This window comes from Vibrio sp. 10N.286.48.C11 (assembly GCF_041469805.1).
Lineage (GTDB): Bacteria > Pseudomonadota > Gammaproteobacteria > Enterobacterales > Vibrionaceae > Vibrio > Vibrio crassostreae_C.
The window spans coordinates 1-18,626 of the sequence record NZ_JBFRLK010000082.1; the positions used below are offsets into that span (position 1 = coordinate 1).

Genomic DNA, 18,626 nt, shown 5'->3' on the forward strand with positions numbered 1-18,626 from the left:
CTCCTCCTACTCGATTTTGTAAGATATTGAAAAATATTGATTTGCAAAAATAATTGAAAATAACCCCTTGAAACTATTTTGCTCAATCCATATATCTATTTGTGAAGAGGATGACTGTCTTGCTCTACAAGAGAAGAAACAGAACCTTCATTACCGCTAACGAAGTATCGCTCAATAGAGGATAACTTTGGCAGCACACAACTTAAAAATTGATTCATTGCCATGTCCCAGCGTTGTCGCCAATAGAGGTGAAACCCGAGGAATGCGAATTGAATCTCTTAGCTGTTTACTGGGTCACACACAGGTTAGATCCAAGTAAAATTCGCAGCTAAGACTATTGCTTACTAAAAGGATAGCATTATGAGAACTGTAGATTTCACTCCACTTTACCGCAACGCAATCGGCTTCGATCGTCTATTCAACATGATGGAAGCGAATACATCGAAGAACTCTTCTGGCGGTTACCCTCCATACAACATCGAGCAAAAAGACGAGAACAACTACCGTATTACTATGGCAGTCGCTGGTTTTGCTGATGACCAATTAGATCTGACTCAGAAAGAGAACATGCTAATTGTGAAAGGTGAGCGTAAAGCAGAAGCAGAGAAAACCTTCGTATACCAAGGTATCGCAGAGCGCGATTTCGAGCGTAAATTCCAACTGGCTGACTACGTAAAAGTGGTAGGTGCAAGCATGGAAAATGGTCTTCTTCACATCGACCTCGAACGCGAAATCCCAGAAGCGATGCAACCACGTAAGATTGCTATCAATGGTAATAGTTTACTAGAAGGCTAATTACTGTTAGCTCCTTAGAGCTAAAAAATATCGGGAAGTAAAAGTGAAAGAGCACCTAATGAGGTGCTCTTTTTGTATTTGACCTGCGGTAAGCTAAAAGCTCTTATTACTGCTCTGAGTAAGCCTTTTTCACTTCTTCAGCAATGATAGCAATGCCTTTCTGCATCGCCTCATCATCTTGTACGTAGTTCATGCGTAAGCACTGGTGAGCATGATCCCACTCGTCTTCTTGGCCGATAAAGAAGTATTCACCCGGAACAATCAATACGCCGCGCTCTTTCAAGCGCTTATACAGTTCCATGGTAGTGATCGGCAGCTCATCAAACCATAGCCACAAGAAGATGGCGCCTTCAGGTTTGTGAATTCTAAAGCGTGGGTCGTCAATAGCATCTTGTAAGAGCTCAACTGCACGTAGAGATTTATCTTTATAGAAAGGTTTGATCACCTCGCTGCTTAAGCGCAGTAAATCGCCTTTTTCAATCATGTGATTGGCAATTGCAGGGCCGACGCTGTTTGGCGCTAAGCTGATGATGCCATTCATGTTGGTCAATGCTTGTGTTACTTCTTCACTCGCAATTACGATACCGCAACGCACACCCGGCAAACCAAGCTTAGAAAGGCTCATGCACAGAATCGTATTTTCATTCCAGAGCGGTTCGACATCTTCAAAGATGATGTTAGGAAACGGCAGGCCGTAAGCATTGTCGATCAGCAGTGGGATGTTGTTTTCACGCGCCAGTTTATCCAGTTTACGCACTTCTTCGTCGGTCAGTACGTTACCCGTTGGGTTGGTTGGACGAGATGCACAGATAGCCGCGACTGAGTCATCAACCTTTAGTTGTTCAAAATCAACGTGGTATTTAAACTGACGGTTTTCTAGCAGTTCGATCTCTGGGTGGTAAGAGATAAAAATATCGTCATCAATACCCGCGTCGCCGTAGCCGATGTATTCCGGTGCGATCGGCAGTAGGATTTTCTTATGTGAGCCGTCAGGATGTTGGCCTGCTAGCAGGTTGAATAGGTAGAAGAAGCCACTTTGACTGCCATTAGTCAGGCTGATGTTCTTCTCGCTGATGTCCCAACCGTAGGTCTCTTTCAGCATTGCCGCTAACGATTTGATGAAGCTGTCTTTACCCTGCGGACCATCGTAGTTGGCGAGGGCGGCGATGAGTTCTCCACTGGCGAGCATGTCGGCACTGGCTTGGTTAAAGTAATCGAGCATGGCAGGGATAGCGGCTGGGTTGCCACCACCGAGCATGATAGCGCCAGGAGTGCGCAGGCCATCATTCAAATCATCCATTAAACGAGTGATTCCAGAGTATCGATTAAACTTTTCGCCAAACTTAGAGAACTGCATTACTAATTTTACCTAATTCATTGTGATTGCTTGTTACGTGTCATTAAGGCAGACCTTATGTCTGCCATCAGTGTATTCCTTGAACATACCGCAATGTTTTTGCGACGCATAGCGCCAAATGCTCTAACACGTAAAAAACTTCTATAAAGTTTGGTTAATGAGTGACAGCTTGCTTATTGAACGTACCTTTAGCGATAAAAAAAGGAGAAGCCTAAGCTTCCCCTTTAGTTTCTGGTGTTTATGTTAATGAAGGTTTAGTTCGAACCGGTATAAACGACTAATACCTTGTCATCTTGGTATTGGCGTTCGAACGCATAGTAGCCCTTGCTGTTACGGATGATGTGCTTACCCTGAGCAACGGCTGGGTGGCGTTGGCGGAATTGGCCAAGCGCTTGCCAGTGTTCTAGCAGCTCTGCACGTTCGCCAGTGATTTGATCCCAAGGCATATCTGAGCGTGTGCCTTGCATTGGATCAGACCCCGTTGGGCCAAAGTCTCGGGCGATTTCATCGCCGTAATAGATCTGTACCGCACCGGGAGCCAGCATCAACGCGTTTGCAGCTTTGGTTTGTTTTGCAAAGTCACTGCCATGTTGTGTCCAGAATAGCGAGGTGTCGTGAGACGAGAGATAACTCAACACATTGAACTCGCTGTCACTGTTGATCTTGTCTGCGTAGCGAAGGTAATCAGCATCAAGATCGGATAGACACTTCAGCGCCTTAGGGGCGATGTCGCTCTGGAATTCAAAGTTGATGATCGAATCAAAGCCGTTAGCAAAGTAATCTGATTTGACTACGCTGTGTGCCCACACTTCGCCAGTCATCCAGAAAGGTAAATCATCTAAGGCTTTGTCTGGGTTGTTCTGTTTCCACTCAGCTAGTGCTTGGTTAGTGCTCTCTTTAAGCTCTGCCCAGGCGTCCAGTTCAACGTGCTTGGCTGTATCGACCCTAAATCCATCAACACCATATTCGCGCACCCAGTCAGACAACCAAGTGATCAGATGTTCACGAGGTGTTTTGAGTTCATCAGTCGCGCTGGTGGGTTTATTGCGATAGAAGTTAGGCAGCCCGGTTGTCTCTGTCGATTCTGTTTTGAAATCGGGCAGGTGCGCCAAAGACATGGTGAGGTTGTTGTAACCTGGAGAGTCATAAGCGCCAATATCGCTGCGCAGCCAAGCTTTGCCCCACCACTTTTCCCACGCTTCTTTGTCGCTGTAAGATATGTAGTTGTTGAAGTAGTGCCAGTTCTGGCCAGCTTCTGGTTGCCAGTCCGTCCAGTTTTCGCCAAGCGTTTGTTTGGCTTCTTCATCAGTTAGGTTGAGTTTGCCAAAGTCGAACTCTTGCATGTCGGCAAGCGTCGCGTATCCCGTGTGGTTCATTACCACGTCCCAAACAACACGAATGCCTTTGCTGTGCGCGGTATCGATGAAGGTTTTCAGCTCGTCTTCGGTACCCATGTTGTCATCAAGCTTGGTCCAATCTTGGTGGTAGTAACCATGGTAGCCATAGTGTTTGAAATCACCGCGATCACCGCCGCCAACCCAGCCGTGAATTTGCTCTAACGGAGACGTTATCCAGATAGCATTAGCACCGAGTGATTCTATGTAATCGAGTTTTTCGGTTAAGCCTGCCAAGTCACCACCGTGGAAGGTGCCGATTTCGTCTTGTCCGTCTTGGCTGCGACCATAGCTGTTGTCGTTATCAGGGTTGCCGTTGTGGAAACGGTCGGTCATGACGAAGTAGACCGTAGCGTTGTCCCAACTAAAGTCAGCCTTGGTTTCTGGTTCTACTCTCTCCAGCAGCAGAACACCTTGGCTGTTTTCTGCAGGTTGCATGGTGACGCTGCCATTAGTCACTGTGACTTGTTTGCCTGAAAGAGCGTCTCTTACCAGGGTGCCATCATCAAAGGTTTGAGTAACATCTATGGTGGTTGGTTGGTCACTGGGTACTGGACAGGCAAAGCTTTGTACTTGCTTCTGCTTTGGCTTTACCTGAACCGTGAGTTCATTGGTCTGTGGGTTGAGCGTAAATTGATAGGTGTTAGCGCGAAAGACTTTAATAGCGATTTCAGATTTATCGGTGCAGTCGTCTAGGCGAAGGGGTTTATTGAACTTGATACGACTCTCTTCGGCCAGCGCATAGTTAGTGCCACAGGTATTTTGAGTATCGCTGATAGAGAAGGTATAGCTACCTTTAGCGAGTTCCTGTTCAGCGATAACAGTGCCTTTTCCTGTCGATTCAAATACGACAGTGTTGTTATCGATCGTCAGCAATAAGCTGTCATCACTGGTTTGGCTGCATGCGCTGAGTGCGAGTATTGAAAGCGCGAGTACTGTTTTTTTCATTGTTCCCTTCCCCTGAATAAACAGGTCAGTTATAGCAAACAATGCCCTCTACAGTCTGAGCGCTGATTCATTCAGATAATCAATAACACCTCTACAAACAAATGCTTGGTTCACAAAAACAAAAAGGGAAGCTTTCGCTTCCCTTTGGGTATTTACCCTTGGTTGCTCAGAGTATGACTGAGAGCAACTGTCTCACTCGTGCTTATTTTTGCAGTAGAGAGATGTCAGCAATCTGTAGGAACAGGTTACGTAGGTTGTTCAGTAGCGTTAGACGGTTCTTCTTAAGCGCTTCGTCATCAGCCATAACCATTACGTTATCGAAGAATGCATCAACCGGTTCACGTAGATCAGCAAGCTTACTTAGGGCTTCTTGGTAGTTGCCTGTCGCGAATGCTGGTTCAAGTGCTTCCGTCATTACTTCAACGTTTTCAGCCAGTGCTTTCTCTGCGTCTTCTTGAAGAAGCGTTAGGTCGATTTCAGCTGGTAGCTCGCCATCGAATTTCGCAAGGATGTTACCTACACGCTTGTTCGCTGCTGCTAGTGCTTCTGCTGCTTCCAGTTCACGGAAGTGAGAAACCGCTTTAACACGTTGGTCAAAGTCAGCTGGCTTAGTTGGACGACGTGCTAGTACCGCTTGGATGATATCAACGCTGAAACCAGCATCTTGGTACCATGCGCGGAAACGACCTAGCATGAAGTCGATAACGTCAGCTTCAACATTGTCGTTAGTTAGCTTGTCGCCTAGTAGCTCTTTCGCTTTACCGATCAGATCCGTTAGGTCTAGGTTGTAGCCGTTTTCAACGATGATACGTAGCACACCTAGTGATGCACGACGTAGAGCGAATGGGTCAGAACCTTTTGGTGCTTGGCCAATACCGAAGATACCTACGATAGTGTCTAGCTTGTCTGCCATTGCAACTGCTGAAGAGATACCCGTGCTTGGTAGGTCGTCACCAGCGAAACGAGGCATGTACTGCTCGTAAAGTGCTAGTGCAACTTGCTCGTCTTCACCATCGTGAGTCGCGTAGTGCATGCCCATTACACCTTGTGTATCCGTGAATTCGAATACCATAGATGTCATTAGGTCACACTTAGCCAGTAGGCCTGCGCGCTTAGATTTCTCAACGTCAGCATCGATTTGCTCAGCGATGTAGCCAGCAAGTTCTGTGATGCGGTCTGTTTTGTCTTTGATAGTACCAAGCTGCTTCTGGAAGATAGCTTGGTCTAGCTCTGGAAGACGGTCGATCAGCGGGCGCTTACGGTCTGTGTTGAAGAAGAACTCAGCATCAGCAAGACGTGGACGTACAACTTTCTCGTTACCTTCGATAACGTGACGAGGCTCTTTAGACTCGATGTTTGATACGAAGATAAAGTTAGGAAGTAGCTTCTTATTTTCATCGTAAACAGGGAAGTACTTTTGGTCACCTTTCATGGTGTAAACCAAAGCTTCAGAAGGTACTTTTAGGAACTCTTCTTCAAACTTCGCTGTAAGTACTACTGGCCATTCAACCAGAGACGTTACTTCTTCAACAAGGTCATCTTCTAGGTCAGCTTTACCGCCAACCGCTGCTGCCGCTTTTTGAGAGTCAGCAAGGATGATTGCTTTACGCGCTTCGTAATCCGCCATTACTTTACCGCGCTCTTCTAGGATCGCAGGGTATTGGTCAGCAGAATCGATTGTGAACTCTTGTTCGCCCATGAAACGGTGGCCACGGATAGTACGAGCAGATGCTACGCCTAGGATTTCGCCTTCAACAAGCTCATCACCTAGTAGTACTGTCAGTGTTTTCACTGGACGGATAAATTGAATGTCTGAGTTACCCCAGCGCATTGCTTTAGGGATTGGTAGGCCAGCTAGTGCTTTCGCAGCGATGTCCATCACCAATTCTTGAACAGGTTTGCCAGTTACTTCTTGTTTGAAAAGAAGCCACTCGCCTTTGTCTGTTTTCAGACGGTCAGCTTGCTCAACAGTAATACCGTTACCACGAGCCCAACCTTGTGCTGCTTTAGTCGCGTTGCCTTCTGCATCGAATGCTACAGAAACAGCAGGACCACGTTTTTCAACGACTTTGTCCGCTTGGCCTTCAGCCAGTGCTGTTACTTTAAGTGCTAGACGACGAGGTGCTGCGTACCACTTGATGCCTTCGTGAGAAAGCTCAGCCGTTTTAAGACCTGCTTCAAAGTTAGAAGCAAAGGCTTCTGCTAGAGAACGAAGTGCTGTTGGTGGAAGCTCTTCCGTACCCAGTTCAATTAGAAAATTCTTCGCCATGATTATTTGTCCTTCTTACACATTGGGAAGCCAAGCGCTTCACGTGACGCGTAGTACGCCTCAGCAACTGATTTAGTCAGGTTGCGGATACGAAGGATGTAACGTTGACGCTCTGTTACAGAGATAGCTTTGCGCGCATCAAGGATGTTGAATGCGTGACCTGCTTTTAGAATGCGCTCGTAAGCTGGAAGCGGAAGTGGCTTCTCAAGCTCAAGTAGTTCTTTACACTCTTTCTCGCACTGATCGAAGAAAGTGAATAGGAAATCTACGTCTGCGTGCTCGAAGTTGTATGTTGATTGCTCAACTTCGTTTTGGTGGAAGATGTCACCGTAAGTCACGTTAGAACCGTCTGGTGCTACGTTCCATACTAGGTCGTAAACAGAATCTACTTCCTGAATGTACATTGCTAGACGCTCGATACCGTAAGTGATCTCGCCAGTTACTGGCTTACACTCAAGGCCGCCAACTTGTTGGAAGTAAGTAAACTGAGTTACTTCCATGCCGTTTAGCCATACTTCCCAACCAAGGCCCCATGCGCCTAGTGTTGGGTTTTCCCAGTTATCTTCAACGAAGCGAATGTCGTGAACAAGTGGGTCAACACCAAGAACCTCTAGGGAGCCTAGGTACAACTCTTGGATATTGTCTGGCGATGGTTTTAGCGCTACTTGGAATTGGTAGTAGTGCTGCAGACGGTTAGGGTTTTCACCGTAACGGCCATCGGTCGGACGACGAGAAGGTTGAACGTAAGCTGTAGACATTGGCTCTGGGCCAAGTGCACGTAGACATGTCATTGGGTGAGAGGTGCCAGCACCTACTTCCATATCTAGTGGTTGAACAATGGTACAACCGTTTTGTGCCCAGTAATCCTGCAGCGCGAGGATCATTCCCTGGAAGGTTTTGATATCGTATTTTTGCATAGTCAGGTTCGCGCGATTCTTTTAAATGAATGATAAAAATAACCTCTGAGTATACCGAGATATTGGTAAAGCGAGTAGGGGTAATCTTGTTTAATTAGTGGTCTAAAATGTCGTTTAATGGATTTTTTTGCCTTTAATGTTTGTTTTTCGGCACAAGTGGATATTTTGATAACTTTGACACTTGTGTTTGAAAGCGTGGGTGATTAAAATCTCGCGGTCTTTGGGGAGTAGCTTACTTATTCATATCCTATTGAATGAGTTCGTCCGTCAACATAATTGATGCAAAATCATCATGGCGTTCGAGGCAACCACCACCTTGGTGGCGCTTAGCAAGACCTTAGACAAGCATCGTGAACCGGGATGGGGCGCGAGGTTTGTCTTTGGTTAAATATAATAATCTCCATCCCAAATGAGCATGTCGTGAGCGTTTTAGCAATTTCAATTACAACTGTCGCCTTAGCCGAGATCGGTGATAAGACCCAGTTGCTATCCCTTTTATTAGCCAGTCGATATCGCAAGCCGATACCTATCATCGCGGCTATCTTCTTTGCCACCATTGCCAATCATGCCCTTGCAGCATGGCTCGGGGTTGTGGTCGCAGATTACTTATCTCCTGAAGTCTTAAAGTGGGTGCTGGTGGTCAGTTTCATTGCGATGGCGGGGTGGATTCTGATTCCGGATAAGTTAGATGACGATGAACAGGTCTCAAACCGAGGCCCGTTTGTCGCCAGTTTTATCGCTTTCTTTATTGCTGAGATCGGTGATAAAACCCAGATTGCGACCTCTATCCTAGGGGCTCAATATGCGGATGCATTAGCGTGGGTGATTCTGGGTACTACCATTGGTATGTTATTGGCGAATGTGCCTGTGGTGATCATCGGTAAATTGTCGGCAGACAAGATGCCGCTTGACCTGATTCGTAAGATCACGGCCTTGTTGTTCGTTGGTTTGGCTATTGCTGCGGCTTTCTATTAATAGGTGGTATTGAGGCTAATTATACTCAATTAGTAGAGTAATGTGTTGTAGGTCATACTCTTACAGTATTGTGGGGTTTATCGAGCGAACGGACATATAACTGTCATACTTGTCATGATATTTTAATCTTGTGAGTTAAGAACACGAGGGCATGATTATGTTGACGCGTTATATGGGTATTACTCCACAAAGCCAAAGTTATCTATTTACCTTTGGTCTTGCACTTACACTATTAGGCATGGTGTTGACGGACATGTGGCTACCAATGGTCGCGGGTGCTATCATCATGACTGCGCTTGCGGTAGAGGCTTGGATTCGGGTCGCGCATATTATTCCGATGCGCAAAGATATCCGAGAAATTCAGCATCAGCTGGAGCATCTGCAAAACAAGTCTAGAAGCGAATAAACAAAAAGCCGCTGGTACTCTGAGTTCTATTTAAGAACATAAGGTACCAGCGGCTTTTTTGATACTTGATAGTCGGTGGGGCGCTACGCCTCCAATCCCTTTCTGATCAAATACTGGTAAGGCAACGTTTCTGTTGCTTGGCCTACCAACTGGTGATCCATGAATCGACAAAAGCTCGGAATATCTCGAGTTGTCGAAGGATCGTCAGCTTTTACCAGTAACACATCGCCATCCTGCATGTTTCTAATTGTCTTCCTGACCATCATTACTGGTTCTGGGCAACGCAGGCCTTCAGCTTCTAAAGTATGGGTTGCCAGTTCAGGTTTGAATGTCATGGTTTGTATCTCTATATCTATCTAACGAGTGAATAATACGTCTGCAGAAAAAATATGCAATAAGTGCTTGGCAAACAGAATCATTTCCTATAACTTAGTTAACAAGTTGATAACAACTTGAAACAAAGGCAACTAGCTAAGGAGTGGCGATGTTGACAGGATTAGATAGATTAACAATTTATTCGGTTCTCTGTTTTATTTCTTTTTGTGCGTTAGTACTACGTTCATCGACAGAGACCTCACTGATGCCTATTTTTGGCATAGTAGCAACGATTATTGGTATTTGGGTGGAGATGCGCCGTTGGCAAGGTATAGCCGAAGAGCGAGAGCACTAACCCGAATACAACAAGCAAATTCCGATACGACAACATTCCGACACTATCCCCAGATTTTCTTGGGCTTCCCCGCGTAATTGCGGGATTTTTTTTATCTAAAGCATGCTATAAACAACTTAGTGATCAATGACAATCGTATACAGCTAGGTAAGTGGTGTGGAATTAGAAGATATCTATCGTAGAGACCTGAATTTATTGGTCGCTTTAAAGGTATTGATTGAAGAGGGCAGTGTTAGCCAGGCCGCGATTCGTCTTAACTTAAGTCAGTCGGCAACCAGCCGAGTATTAGGGCGCTTAAGAGAGTTACTCAACGATCCCTTGTTTACGCGACAAGGTCAGCACCTTATCCCCACCAAAAAAGCACTTGAGATCAGCCAACGCATTGATCAGCCTTTAGAATCATTCCGCCAACTGCTTAGCCCGAGTGATTTCGATCCTTACTATTGCAGTGAGCGCTTTTTGATTGCGACCACTGACTACGCGATGCAAACCATCTTACCTTATGCACTACCGAAGATTTATGAGCAAGCGCCGAACATCTCTTTGGAGTTTGCACCGCTGCAGCATGAACATTTGTTTAAGCAACTCAGCACCGAACGCGTTGATATGGCGATCTGTCGTCCGAGTGGCAGCATTGCACCACTTTATCAAGAGGTCTTGGGGCCGGTTGGTGTGTCGTGTCTGTTATCTAAAAACCATCCATTGGCGGACCAGCCTTTAAGCCTTGAAGACTATGTATCACTCCCGCATGCGATGATTGCGATCAGTGATGGTGTTAAGGCTTTATTAGACAACGCGTTAGCTAATCAACAGCCTCGAAAAATGGTGTTGCGTGCTTATCACCTTGAAGCCGCATTGGCGATTGTTGATAGAATGCCGTTGGTGATCACTGTACCTGCTGATTTGGCTTATTTGGTCGCTGAGCGTTATGACTTAGTCGTCAAGCCGCTGCCATTCGAGTTTATGCCGTTTGATTACTCACTGATCTGGCACTCGCGTTGCGATTCTTCTGCTTCACAACAATGGTTAAGAAGAGTGGTAAAAGAAGAGTGTGGTGAGTTGATTCAAAAACGGATTGCGGATGTCGGTTTGGGTTAACCGGATCTGAGTCTGAGTTCACTTGACCCGAATGACAAAAACGCAAAAGGGCTGATAAAAATCAGCCCTTTGTTGTTTTGGGTTATCCAAGCCTAAAGCTGTTGCTTAAGGTTTGATAACTTTATGTTTGAGAGCCTATAGTTTAATGACTACGCGACCAGTGATTTGACCGTTAGTGATGTCTTCTGCTGCTTGAATTGCACCGTCTAAAGACACTTCTTTGGTTGCTTGAGCGTAGAAAGATTCTGGTAGTAGCTCAGCCAGTTGTTCCCACGCTTTAATACGTTTTTCACGAGGGCACATTACAGAATCAACACCTTGTAGGCGAACGTTACGCAGAATGAATGGCATTACCGTGGTTGGTAAGTCAAAACCGCCTGCTAGACCACACATCGCAACCGCACCGTTGTAATCAATTTGCGCCAATACTTTCGCAAGCACTTTGCTGCCTACCGTATCGATAGCGCCAGCCCACAGTTGTTTTTCTAGTGGCTTAGCTGGTTCTTCTAGTTCAGCACGCTCTACAATACGTGTCGCGCCTAGTGATTTAAGTAGTTCACCGTTTACAGAAGCACGGCCAGTCACTGCTGCCACTTTGTAGCCCAGTTGGTTTAGTAGAGTGATAGATACGCTACCTACACCGCCACTTGCGCCGGTAACTAGGATTTCACCGTCTTCAGGCTTGATGCCAGCATCGACAATAGCTTGAACACAAAGCATTGCTGTGAAGCCTGCTGTACCAATCGCCATTACTTTCTTAGCGTCTAGACCTTTAGGCATCGGCACTAACCAGTCACCGTTTAGGCTTGCTTTCTCAGCCATGCCGCCCCAGTGACCTTCACCAACACCCCAACCAGTTAGAACCACTTCGTCGCCTGCTTTGTAGCGAGGGTCATCAGATTGTGAAACCACACCAGAAAGGTCGATACCAGGAACCATAGGGAAGTTGCGAACAATGCGCCCTTTACCTGTAATCGCCAAACCATCTTTGTAGTTCAAAGAAGAGTAGCTAACATCAATCTTCACGTTACCTTCTGGTAATTGAGATTCTTCAATTTGAGAAACTGACGCGATAGTTTTTTTGTCTTCTTGGTTTAGTACAAGTGCTTTAAACATGATCTGCTCCGTGGAGGAATATTAGGAAACTGAAGTAACTTTAGTTGAATCATCCGAGAAAAAATAATGAAACATCAACATTGAATATATGCGTTTTGTGCATAGATGTCAGGGTTGGTTTTTCTCACGTTGAGTTCGCTGAACACAATCGATGCATTGTTGGATGCCAAGCAATAAAAAGTGCAGCTATATAAATATAGCTGCACAAAAGATTACCCTTCAAATATTACAGTCAGTAAACGCTATGGGCGTTCAAATACCGTTGCAATACCTTGGCCTAAACCAATACACATAGTCGCCAAGCCGTATTTCACGTCTTGTGCTTCCATCAGGTTGATTAGCGTCGTCGAGATACGAGAACCAGAACAGCCTAGTGGGTGACCCAGAGCAATCGCACCGCCGTTAAGGTTTACTTTCTCGTCAACAACATCCAGTAGACCTAAGTCTTTAGCACAAGGTAGAGATTGAGCAGCAAACGCTTCGTTTAACTCAATCACACCCATGTCTTCAATGGTTAGTCCTGCACGTTTAAGTGCTTTTTGGGTTGCTGGTACTGGGCCGTAACCCATGATTGAAGGATCGCAGCCAGCGATAGCCATAGACTTCACGCGAGCGCGAATCTTAAGGCCAAGTGCGTTAGCTTTCTCTTCGCTCATGATAAGCATTGCAGAAGCACCATCAGACAGAGCTGATGAAGTACCTGCTGTTACTGTGCCGTTTGCTGGGTCAAATACCGGACGCAGCTGGGATAAGCCTTCAACTGTTGTCTCTGGGCGAATGACTTCGTCGTAATCCAGAGTGAACAGAGAACCGTCTGCAGCGTGAGCTTCGGTTGGCAGGATTTCATTTTTGAAACGACCTTCAACCGTAGCTGCTTGAGCGCGAGCATGTGAGCGTGCTGCGAATGCATCTTGGTCTTCACGGCTAATACCGTGCATTTTGCCTAACATCTCAGCGGTTAGCCCCATCATGCCGGCCGCTTTTGCTACGTGTTTTGACATGCCTGGGTGAAAATCAACACCATGGTTCATTGGTACGTGGCCCATGTGCTCCACACCACCAATCAGGCAGATTTCAGCATCACCAACCATGATAGAGCGAGTTGCATCATGCAAAGCTTGCATAGATGAACCACATAAACGGTTGACTGTTACAGCACCAATCTCAATCGGTAGACCAGCAAGCAAGGCAGCGTTACGTGCAACGTTGAAGCCTTGCTCTAGTGTTTGTTGTACACAACCCCAGTAAATATCTTCAATTTCGACAGGGTTTACTTCTGGGTTGCGCTCTAAAATGCCTTTCATCAAATGTGCAGACAGATCTTCAGCACGAGTGTGACGGAAAGCTCCACCTTTGGAACGTCCCATTGGGGTGCGAAGGCAATCAACAACAACTACATTTTTCATTTTGCTATTCCTTTTCCAAATGTGGGTTACAGAGAACTGGCTTGTTGGCTGTCGTAAAAGCTTTCGCCCTTCGCTGCCATATCAAGCAATAGCTGAGGAACTTGGTACATTGCACCTAAGTCTTGGTAGCCTTTCGCCATTTCAACGAAGTTACCAATGCCCACACTGTCTAAGTAGCGGAATACGCCGCCTCTAAATGGAGGGAAGCCTAAACCGTAAACCAGTGCCATATCCGCTTCTTGCGGTGTCGCGATAATGCCTTCTTCTAGACAAAGCACCACTTCGTTGATCATTGGAATCATCACGCGCTGGATAATTGTTTGGTCATCAAAATCTTGTGGTGCTTGACATACGTCAGCCAAGATAGGAAGAATGTCTTCAGAGAAGGTCTTCTTCGGACGACCACGCTTGTCTACGCTGTATGTGTAGAAACCGCTACCGTTTTTCTGACCGTATTTTTCAGCAACGTAAAGTGCATCAATCGCATCACGACCTTCTTTGCCCATACGCTCTGGGAAACCTTGCGCCATCACAGCTTGTGCGTGGTGTGCAGTGTCTAGGCCTACAACGTCTAGTAAGTAAGCCGGGCCCATTGGCCAACCGAACTTGCGCTCCATCACTTTATCGATCTTAGTGAAATCAGCACCGTCGCGTAGCAACATGCTGAAACCGCCAAAGTAAGGGAAAAGTACACGGTTAACGAAGAAGCCTGGGCAGTCGTTAACAACGATTGGGGATTTACCCATCTTCGCTGCGTAAGCAACCACGCGATTGATGGTCTCTTCTGAAGTTTGTTCACCACGGATGATCTCAACCAAAGGCATGCGATGCACAGGGTTAAAGAAGTGCATGCCACAGAAGTTTTCTGGGCGCTTCAGTGATTTCGCTAGCAGGTTGATCGGAATTGTAGAGGTGTTTGATGTTAGAACCGTGTCTTCACCAACCAAACCTTCCACTTCGCTCAGTACTGCTGCTTTTACTTTCGGGTTTTCTACTACTGCTTCAACAATCACATCCGACTGTTCTACACCCGCGTAATGCAGGCTTGGAGTAATAGAAGACAGAATATCTGCCATCTTGAATCCATCTAAGCGACCGCGTGATAAGCGTTTATTCAACAGCTTAGATGCTTCGTTCATACCTAGATCAAGCGATGCTTGTGCGATGTCTTTCATCATCACTGGCACGCCTTTTAGAGCTGATTGGTAAGCAATACCGCCGCCCATGATACCTGCACCAAGTACGGCTGCACGCTCAGTTGCTTTGTTTGCTGACTTACCCGCTTGTTTCGCTAAGCCTTTGATGTACTGGTCATTCAGGAATAAGCCAACTAATGCTTTTGCTTCTTCCGATTTCGCTAGCTTAACGAAGTGCTTACGTTCGATGTCGAGTGCTGCATCGCGATTGCTGCGTGCTGCTTCTTCAATCGCAATCACAGAAGTAATCGGAGCTGGGTAGTGAGGCCCTGCTTTTTGAGCAACTAAGCCCTTCGCCATGGTAAAGCTCATCATCGCTTCGAGTTTGCTTAGTGAAAGCGCTGATGTCTTTTGTTTACGGCGTAGCTGCCAGTCTAATTTTTCATTAGCAGCCAGAGAAACGGTATTGATTGCCGATTCTAGTAACTGGTCTGTTTCAACAATCGCATCTAACAAGCCAACTTTAAGCGCTTCATCTGCACGGCATGCTTTGCCTTGCGTGATAATTTCCATTGCGCTGTCAGCACCGATAACACGAGGTAGGCGCACACAACCACCAAAACCAGGCATGATGCCAAGTTTGGTTTCAGGTAGGCCAATGCTGGTGGTCTTGTCACCGATACGGAAATCGGTAGCGAGTACACATTCACAGCCGCCGCCAAGGGCATGGCCACGCATCATTGAAAGAGTTGGGACAGGAAGGTCTTCGAGCTTGCTGAAGATTGAATTAGCGAATCTTAACCATTCATCAAGTTCTGCTTCTGGCTTAGCAAATAGGCCAAGAAATTCAGTGATGTCTGCGCCTACAATGAACGCGTCTTTGTTTGAAGTTAAGATTAAACCACGTAATCCTGCGTGAGCATTAAGAGCATCTAACGCTTTATCTAGTGATTCTAAAGTAGCAAGGTCGAGTTTGTTTACAGAGGCTGGTGCACAGAAGCTTAATTCCGCAATACCATCTTGTAATTCCTTTACCTGTAGGGTGTTAGCTTGGTAAATCATTGTCTATCTCCATGACATACAATCCACGATTGTTTGAGAGAATCTTGTTATCTTTCTATTATTGTAGAATACCTGGTAAGACCAGTTATCTTAGTCTGTACCTCTGCTTGATTAATTTCAATACATTTTTTAAACAATTGTTTAACATTGTGCGATGGCACAGATCCTCTAACCCTTATTATTCACGCGTGATACACTTCGTCGCTCTTATTAACTAAGTTAACGATATGAATGAACAGCCTTATTTAATACCTTCTGCGTCGGCTCTGTTTGAAGAAGAGATAAAAAAGAGCGTCTTTATTACGCATCTTGCTCATACTCCAAGTGTTGAAGCTGCAAAACAGTTCGTAGAACAGGTGAAAAAAGAGCATTCTTCAGCACGACATAACTGTTGGGGTTTTGTTGCTGGTCGACCTGAAGACTCAATGCTTTGGGGTTTCAGTGATGATGGTGAACCCTCGGGTACAGCGGGTAAGCCTATCTTGGCGCAACTATCGGGCTCTGGTGTCGGTGAATTAACGGCTGTTGTGACGCGCTACTCTGGCGGAATTAAGCTTGGAACCGGCGGTTTGGTTAAGGCTTACGGCGGTGGCGTACAACAAGCTCTCAAGCTGCTTCAAACTATCGAGAAAAAAATAACCACAAAATTACGGCTAGAGCTAGACTATGGCTTTGTGCCGATCGCACAATCCATCATGGCTCAGCATCAGGCTGTTGAGGTCCAAGCGGATTATGGTGTTCAAGTTGAGCTTATTATTGAAATAGAGCTCCTTCAGGTAGATTCGTTTACCCAAACCATGATCAATAAAAGCGGTGCTAAGGCACTGGTAACGAAAGTCAAAGACAACTAGGAAGTGTGAAGCATTTCGCTTCGTTCAATAGCTCATGCAATTTCGCTCAATTATTCGAATCGTCGGATTATTATTAGCACTTTTTAGTGTATCAATGCTTGCTCCTGCGCTCGTCGCACTGATCTATCGAGATGGTGCGGGTGTGCCATTTGTGACGACCTTCTTCGTTCTCTTATTCTGTGGAGCAACTTGCTGGTTTCCAAACCGACGTTATAAGCATGAATTGAAAGCGCGTGATGGCTTTTTGATTGTTGTTCTGTTTTGGACGGTAATCGGTAGTGCGGGTGCGCTGCCGTTTTTGATCGCCGATAACCCCAATGTGTCGGTAACCGATGCTTTCTTCGAATCCTTCTCTGCATTAACTACGACAGGTGCGACCGTAATTGTCGGCCTCGATGATCTGCCTAAGGCGATTCTTTTTTATCGTCAGTTCCTACAATGGTTTGGTGGTATGGGTATCATCGTATTAGCGGTAGCTATCCTCCCTGTTCTGGGTATCGGTGGTATGCAGTTATATCGTGCTGAAATCCCGGGTCCAGTAAAAGATAGCAAGATGACTCCGCGTATTGCTGAAACGGCAAAAGCGCTTTGGTACATCTACCTGAGCTTAACCATTGCTTGTGCAATGGCGTTTTGGCTTGCTGGGATGAGCTTCTTTGATGCCATCAGTCATAGCTTCTCTACTATTGCGATTGGTGGCTTCTCGACTCACGATGCGAGCATGGGGTATTTCAATAGCCCTGCGATCAACATGATTACAGTTGTGTTCCTTCTTATATCCGCATGTAACTATTCGCTTCACTTTGCTGCATTTGCTTCAGGTGGTGTGCATCCTAAGTATTATTGGAAAGATCCTGAGTTCCGCGCCTTTATCTTTATTCAGGCAGTACTGTTCTTGGTTTGTTTCTTATTACTGCTCAATCATCACTCTTATGATTCGTACTACGATGCTTTCGACCAAGCCTTGTTCCAAACCGTGTCTATCTCTACGACCGCGGGTTTTACAACGACGGGTTTCTCAGAGTGGCCATTGTTCTTACCCGTACTGCTTTTGTTCTCTTCTTTTATAGGGGGATGTGCAGGTTCTACGGGTGGTGGTATGAAAGTGATTCGAATCTTACTACTTACTCTGCAAGGTGCTCGTGAAATGAAGCGTCTTGTTCACCCACGGGCTGTCTATACCATCAAGGTTGGCGGTTCTGCACTACCACAACGTGTTGTAGATGCGGTCTGGGGCTTCTTCTCTGCATACGCATTAGTGTTTGTGGTTTGTATGCTGGCTCTTATTGCAACTGGTATGGACGAGTTGAGTGCTTTCTCTGCGGTAGCGGCGACATTAAATAACCTTGGCCCGGGCCTTGGTGAAGTCGCGGTGCACTTTGGCGATGTGAACGACAAAGCAAAATGGGTACTTATCGTATCTATGTTGTTTGGCCGATTAGAAATCTTCACCTTATTAATCTTATTGACCCCTACGTTTTGGCGTAGCTAAGGACAACATTGTGGCAAAAGCTCTATTTTTGTATTCAAGCCGTGAAGGGCAGACCAAGAAAATCTTGAACTATATAAAAGAAGAAATGAGTGAGTTCGAATGTGAGCTTCAAGATCTGCACACTATTGGCAAGGTGGACTTTGCTCAGTACGACAGAGTGTTGATTGGCGCATCGATTCGTTATGGCCACCTTAATAAGAAGCTATATCAATTTATTGATGCCAACCTTACTCAGTTGCAATCAAGCAAGGTTGCGTTCTTCTGTGTTAACTTAACGGCGCGTAAAGAAGACCAAGGCAAAGATACACCAGAAGGCAGTGCGTATATTAAGAAGTTCCTTACCAAGTCTCCATGGCAGCCGACTTTAATCGGTGTATTTGCAGGTGCCCTCTATTACCCACGTTATAACTGGTTCGATAGAACCATGATCCGCTTTATTATGAATATGACAGGTGGTGAAACGGATACAACGAAGGAAGTTGAGTACACAAACTGGGAAAAAGTCTCTTTGTTCACTGAAAAACTGAAGAATATGTAAGATAAAAGCCTACTTTTGAGGCGTTTTGAGTTCTTTTTAATCGAACGAATAAAAAAACGAAAAAAACTTAAAAAAGGGCTTGCCAGTGTGATCGAAATCTCTATAATGCCACCTCGCTGACACGGGATGGCTTCTTAGGAAACCAGAACGAATCAGCAAGCCAAATTAGCCAAGCCAAGCGCTTGAAAAAAGTTTT

The 18,626-nt window shown here is 45.8% G+C and carries 17 protein-coding genes; 8 read left to right on the plus strand and 9 right to left on the minus strand.

Annotation, left to right across the window (positions count from 1 at the left end; translation table 11 throughout):
• Positions 1 to 95: 95 nt before the first annotated feature.
• Positions 96 to 218 (minus strand): hypothetical protein, encoded by a 123-nt coding sequence (locus tag AB4209_RS18585; protein WP_267869012.1) that lies wholly within the window; start codon positions 216 to 218, stop codon positions 96 to 98.
• A 142-nt stretch (positions 219 to 360) separates the two neighbouring features.
• On the opposite strand from AB4209_RS18585, the gene AB4209_RS18590 reads away from it, so the two are divergent.
• Positions 361 to 795 carry an Hsp20 family protein gene (locus tag AB4209_RS18590; protein ID WP_009848140.1) on the plus strand — a complete coding sequence of 145 codons (435 nt, stop codon included), beginning with the start codon at positions 361 to 363 and terminating at the stop codon, positions 793 to 795.
• 106 nt (positions 796 to 901) lie between these two features.
• On the opposite strand, the gene AB4209_RS18595 is transcribed toward AB4209_RS18590, so the two are convergent.
• The 4 genes from AB4209_RS18595 to glyQ all read right to left on the minus strand — a co-directional run bounded on the left by AB4209_RS18595 (position 902) and on the right by glyQ (position 7,680).
• Positions 902 to 2,152 (minus strand): valine--pyruvate transaminase, encoded by a 1,251-nt coding sequence (locus AB4209_RS18595; protein WP_372056840.1) that lies wholly within the window; start codon positions 2,150 to 2,152, stop codon positions 902 to 904.
• A 254-nt stretch (positions 2,153 to 2,406) separates the two neighbouring features.
• Positions 2,407 to 4,494, minus strand: coding sequence for an alpha-amylase (locus tag AB4209_RS18600; RefSeq protein WP_372056842.1), 2,088 nt, complete (start codon positions 4,492 to 4,494; stop codon positions 2,407 to 2,409).
• Between the two features lie 202 nt (positions 4,495 to 4,696).
• On the minus strand, positions 4,697 to 6,763 hold the full coding sequence (gene glyS, locus AB4209_RS18605; RefSeq protein WP_132764504.1) for a glycine--tRNA ligase subunit beta: 2,067 nt from the start codon (positions 6,761 to 6,763) through the stop codon (positions 4,697 to 4,699).
• Between the two features lie 2 nt (positions 6,764 to 6,765).
• The gene (glyQ, locus tag AB4209_RS18610) at positions 6,766 to 7,680 is read right to left on the minus strand and encodes a glycine--tRNA ligase subunit alpha (protein WP_017632669.1); all 915 of its coding nucleotides are present in this window, start codon (positions 7,678 to 7,680) and stop codon (positions 6,766 to 6,768) included.
• A 420-nt stretch (positions 7,681 to 8,100) separates the two neighbouring features.
• Here glyQ and AB4209_RS18615 point away from each other — a divergent pair, with 420 nt between their 5' ends.
• On the plus strand, positions 8,101 to 8,655 hold the full coding sequence (locus AB4209_RS18615) for a TMEM165/GDT1 family protein (protein ID WP_372056844.1): 555 nt from the start codon (positions 8,101 to 8,103) through the stop codon (positions 8,653 to 8,655).
• Between the two features lie 151 nt (positions 8,656 to 8,806).
• Positions 8,807 to 9,061, plus strand: coding sequence for a hypothetical protein (locus AB4209_RS18620; protein ID WP_017058818.1), 255 nt, complete (start codon positions 8,807 to 8,809; stop codon positions 9,059 to 9,061).
• 83 nt (positions 9,062 to 9,144) lie between these two features.
• Here the strand turns inward: AB4209_RS18620 and tusA are convergent, their stop codons facing one another.
• The gene (tusA, locus tag AB4209_RS18625; protein WP_004736675.1) at positions 9,145 to 9,396 is read right to left on the minus strand and encodes a sulfurtransferase TusA; all 252 of its coding nucleotides are present in this window, start codon (positions 9,394 to 9,396) and stop codon (positions 9,145 to 9,147) included.
• Positions 9,397 to 9,545: 149 nt separating this feature from the next.
• On the opposite strand from tusA, the gene AB4209_RS18630 reads away from it, so the two are divergent.
• Together AB4209_RS18630 and AB4209_RS18635 are read left to right on the plus strand one after the other, a co-directional pair.
• Positions 9,546 to 9,731: a hypothetical protein gene (locus AB4209_RS18630; protein ID WP_048657791.1), complete on the plus strand. Its 186-nt coding sequence runs from the start codon at positions 9,546 to 9,548 to the stop codon at positions 9,729 to 9,731.
• 156 nt (positions 9,732 to 9,887) lie between these two features.
• The gene (locus tag AB4209_RS18635; RefSeq protein WP_102432945.1) at positions 9,888 to 10,829 is read left to right on the plus strand and encodes a LysR family transcriptional regulator; all 942 of its coding nucleotides are present in this window, start codon (positions 9,888 to 9,890) and stop codon (positions 10,827 to 10,829) included.
• Positions 10,830 to 10,964: 135 nt separating this feature from the next.
• On the opposite strand, the gene AB4209_RS18640 is transcribed toward AB4209_RS18635, so the two are convergent.
• From AB4209_RS18640 to fadB, 3 genes are all read right to left on the minus strand, one after another.
• A complete protein-coding gene (locus AB4209_RS18640) occupies positions 10,965 to 11,945 on the minus strand; it encodes an MDR family oxidoreductase (protein WP_017058820.1) in 981 nt (326 codons plus the stop codon).
• 242 nt (positions 11,946 to 12,187) lie between these two features.
• Complete coding sequence (gene fadA / locus AB4209_RS18645) at positions 12,188 to 13,351, minus strand: acetyl-CoA C-acyltransferase FadA (protein ID WP_017058821.1); 1,164 nt, start codon at positions 13,349 to 13,351, stop codon at positions 12,188 to 12,190.
• 26 nt (positions 13,352 to 13,377) lie between these two features.
• Entirely contained in the window at positions 13,378 to 15,549 is a 2,172-nt protein-coding gene (fadB, locus tag AB4209_RS18650; RefSeq protein WP_372056847.1) for a fatty acid oxidation complex subunit alpha FadB, read from the minus strand.
• 227 nt (positions 15,550 to 15,776) lie between these two features.
• Between fadB and AB4209_RS18655 the strand changes: the two genes are divergently transcribed.
• The 3 genes from AB4209_RS18655 to hemG are packed head-to-tail and all read left to right on the plus strand — an operon-like array spanning position 15,777 to position 18,430.
• Positions 15,777 to 16,400 (plus strand): YigZ family protein, encoded by a 624-nt coding sequence (locus AB4209_RS18655; RefSeq protein ID WP_017058823.1) that lies wholly within the window; start codon positions 15,777 to 15,779, stop codon positions 16,398 to 16,400.
• Positions 16,401 to 16,434: 34 nt separating this feature from the next.
• Complete coding sequence (locus AB4209_RS18660) at positions 16,435 to 17,892, plus strand: TrkH family potassium uptake protein (protein ID WP_372056848.1); 1,458 nt, start codon at positions 16,435 to 16,437, stop codon at positions 17,890 to 17,892.
• A gap of 10 nt (positions 17,893 to 17,902) precedes the next feature.
• A complete protein-coding gene (gene hemG, locus AB4209_RS18665) occupies positions 17,903 to 18,430 on the plus strand; it encodes a menaquinone-dependent protoporphyrinogen IX dehydrogenase (RefSeq protein WP_065584162.1) in 528 nt (175 codons plus the stop codon).
• The last annotated feature ends 196 nt before the right edge of the window (positions 18,431 to 18,626 follow it).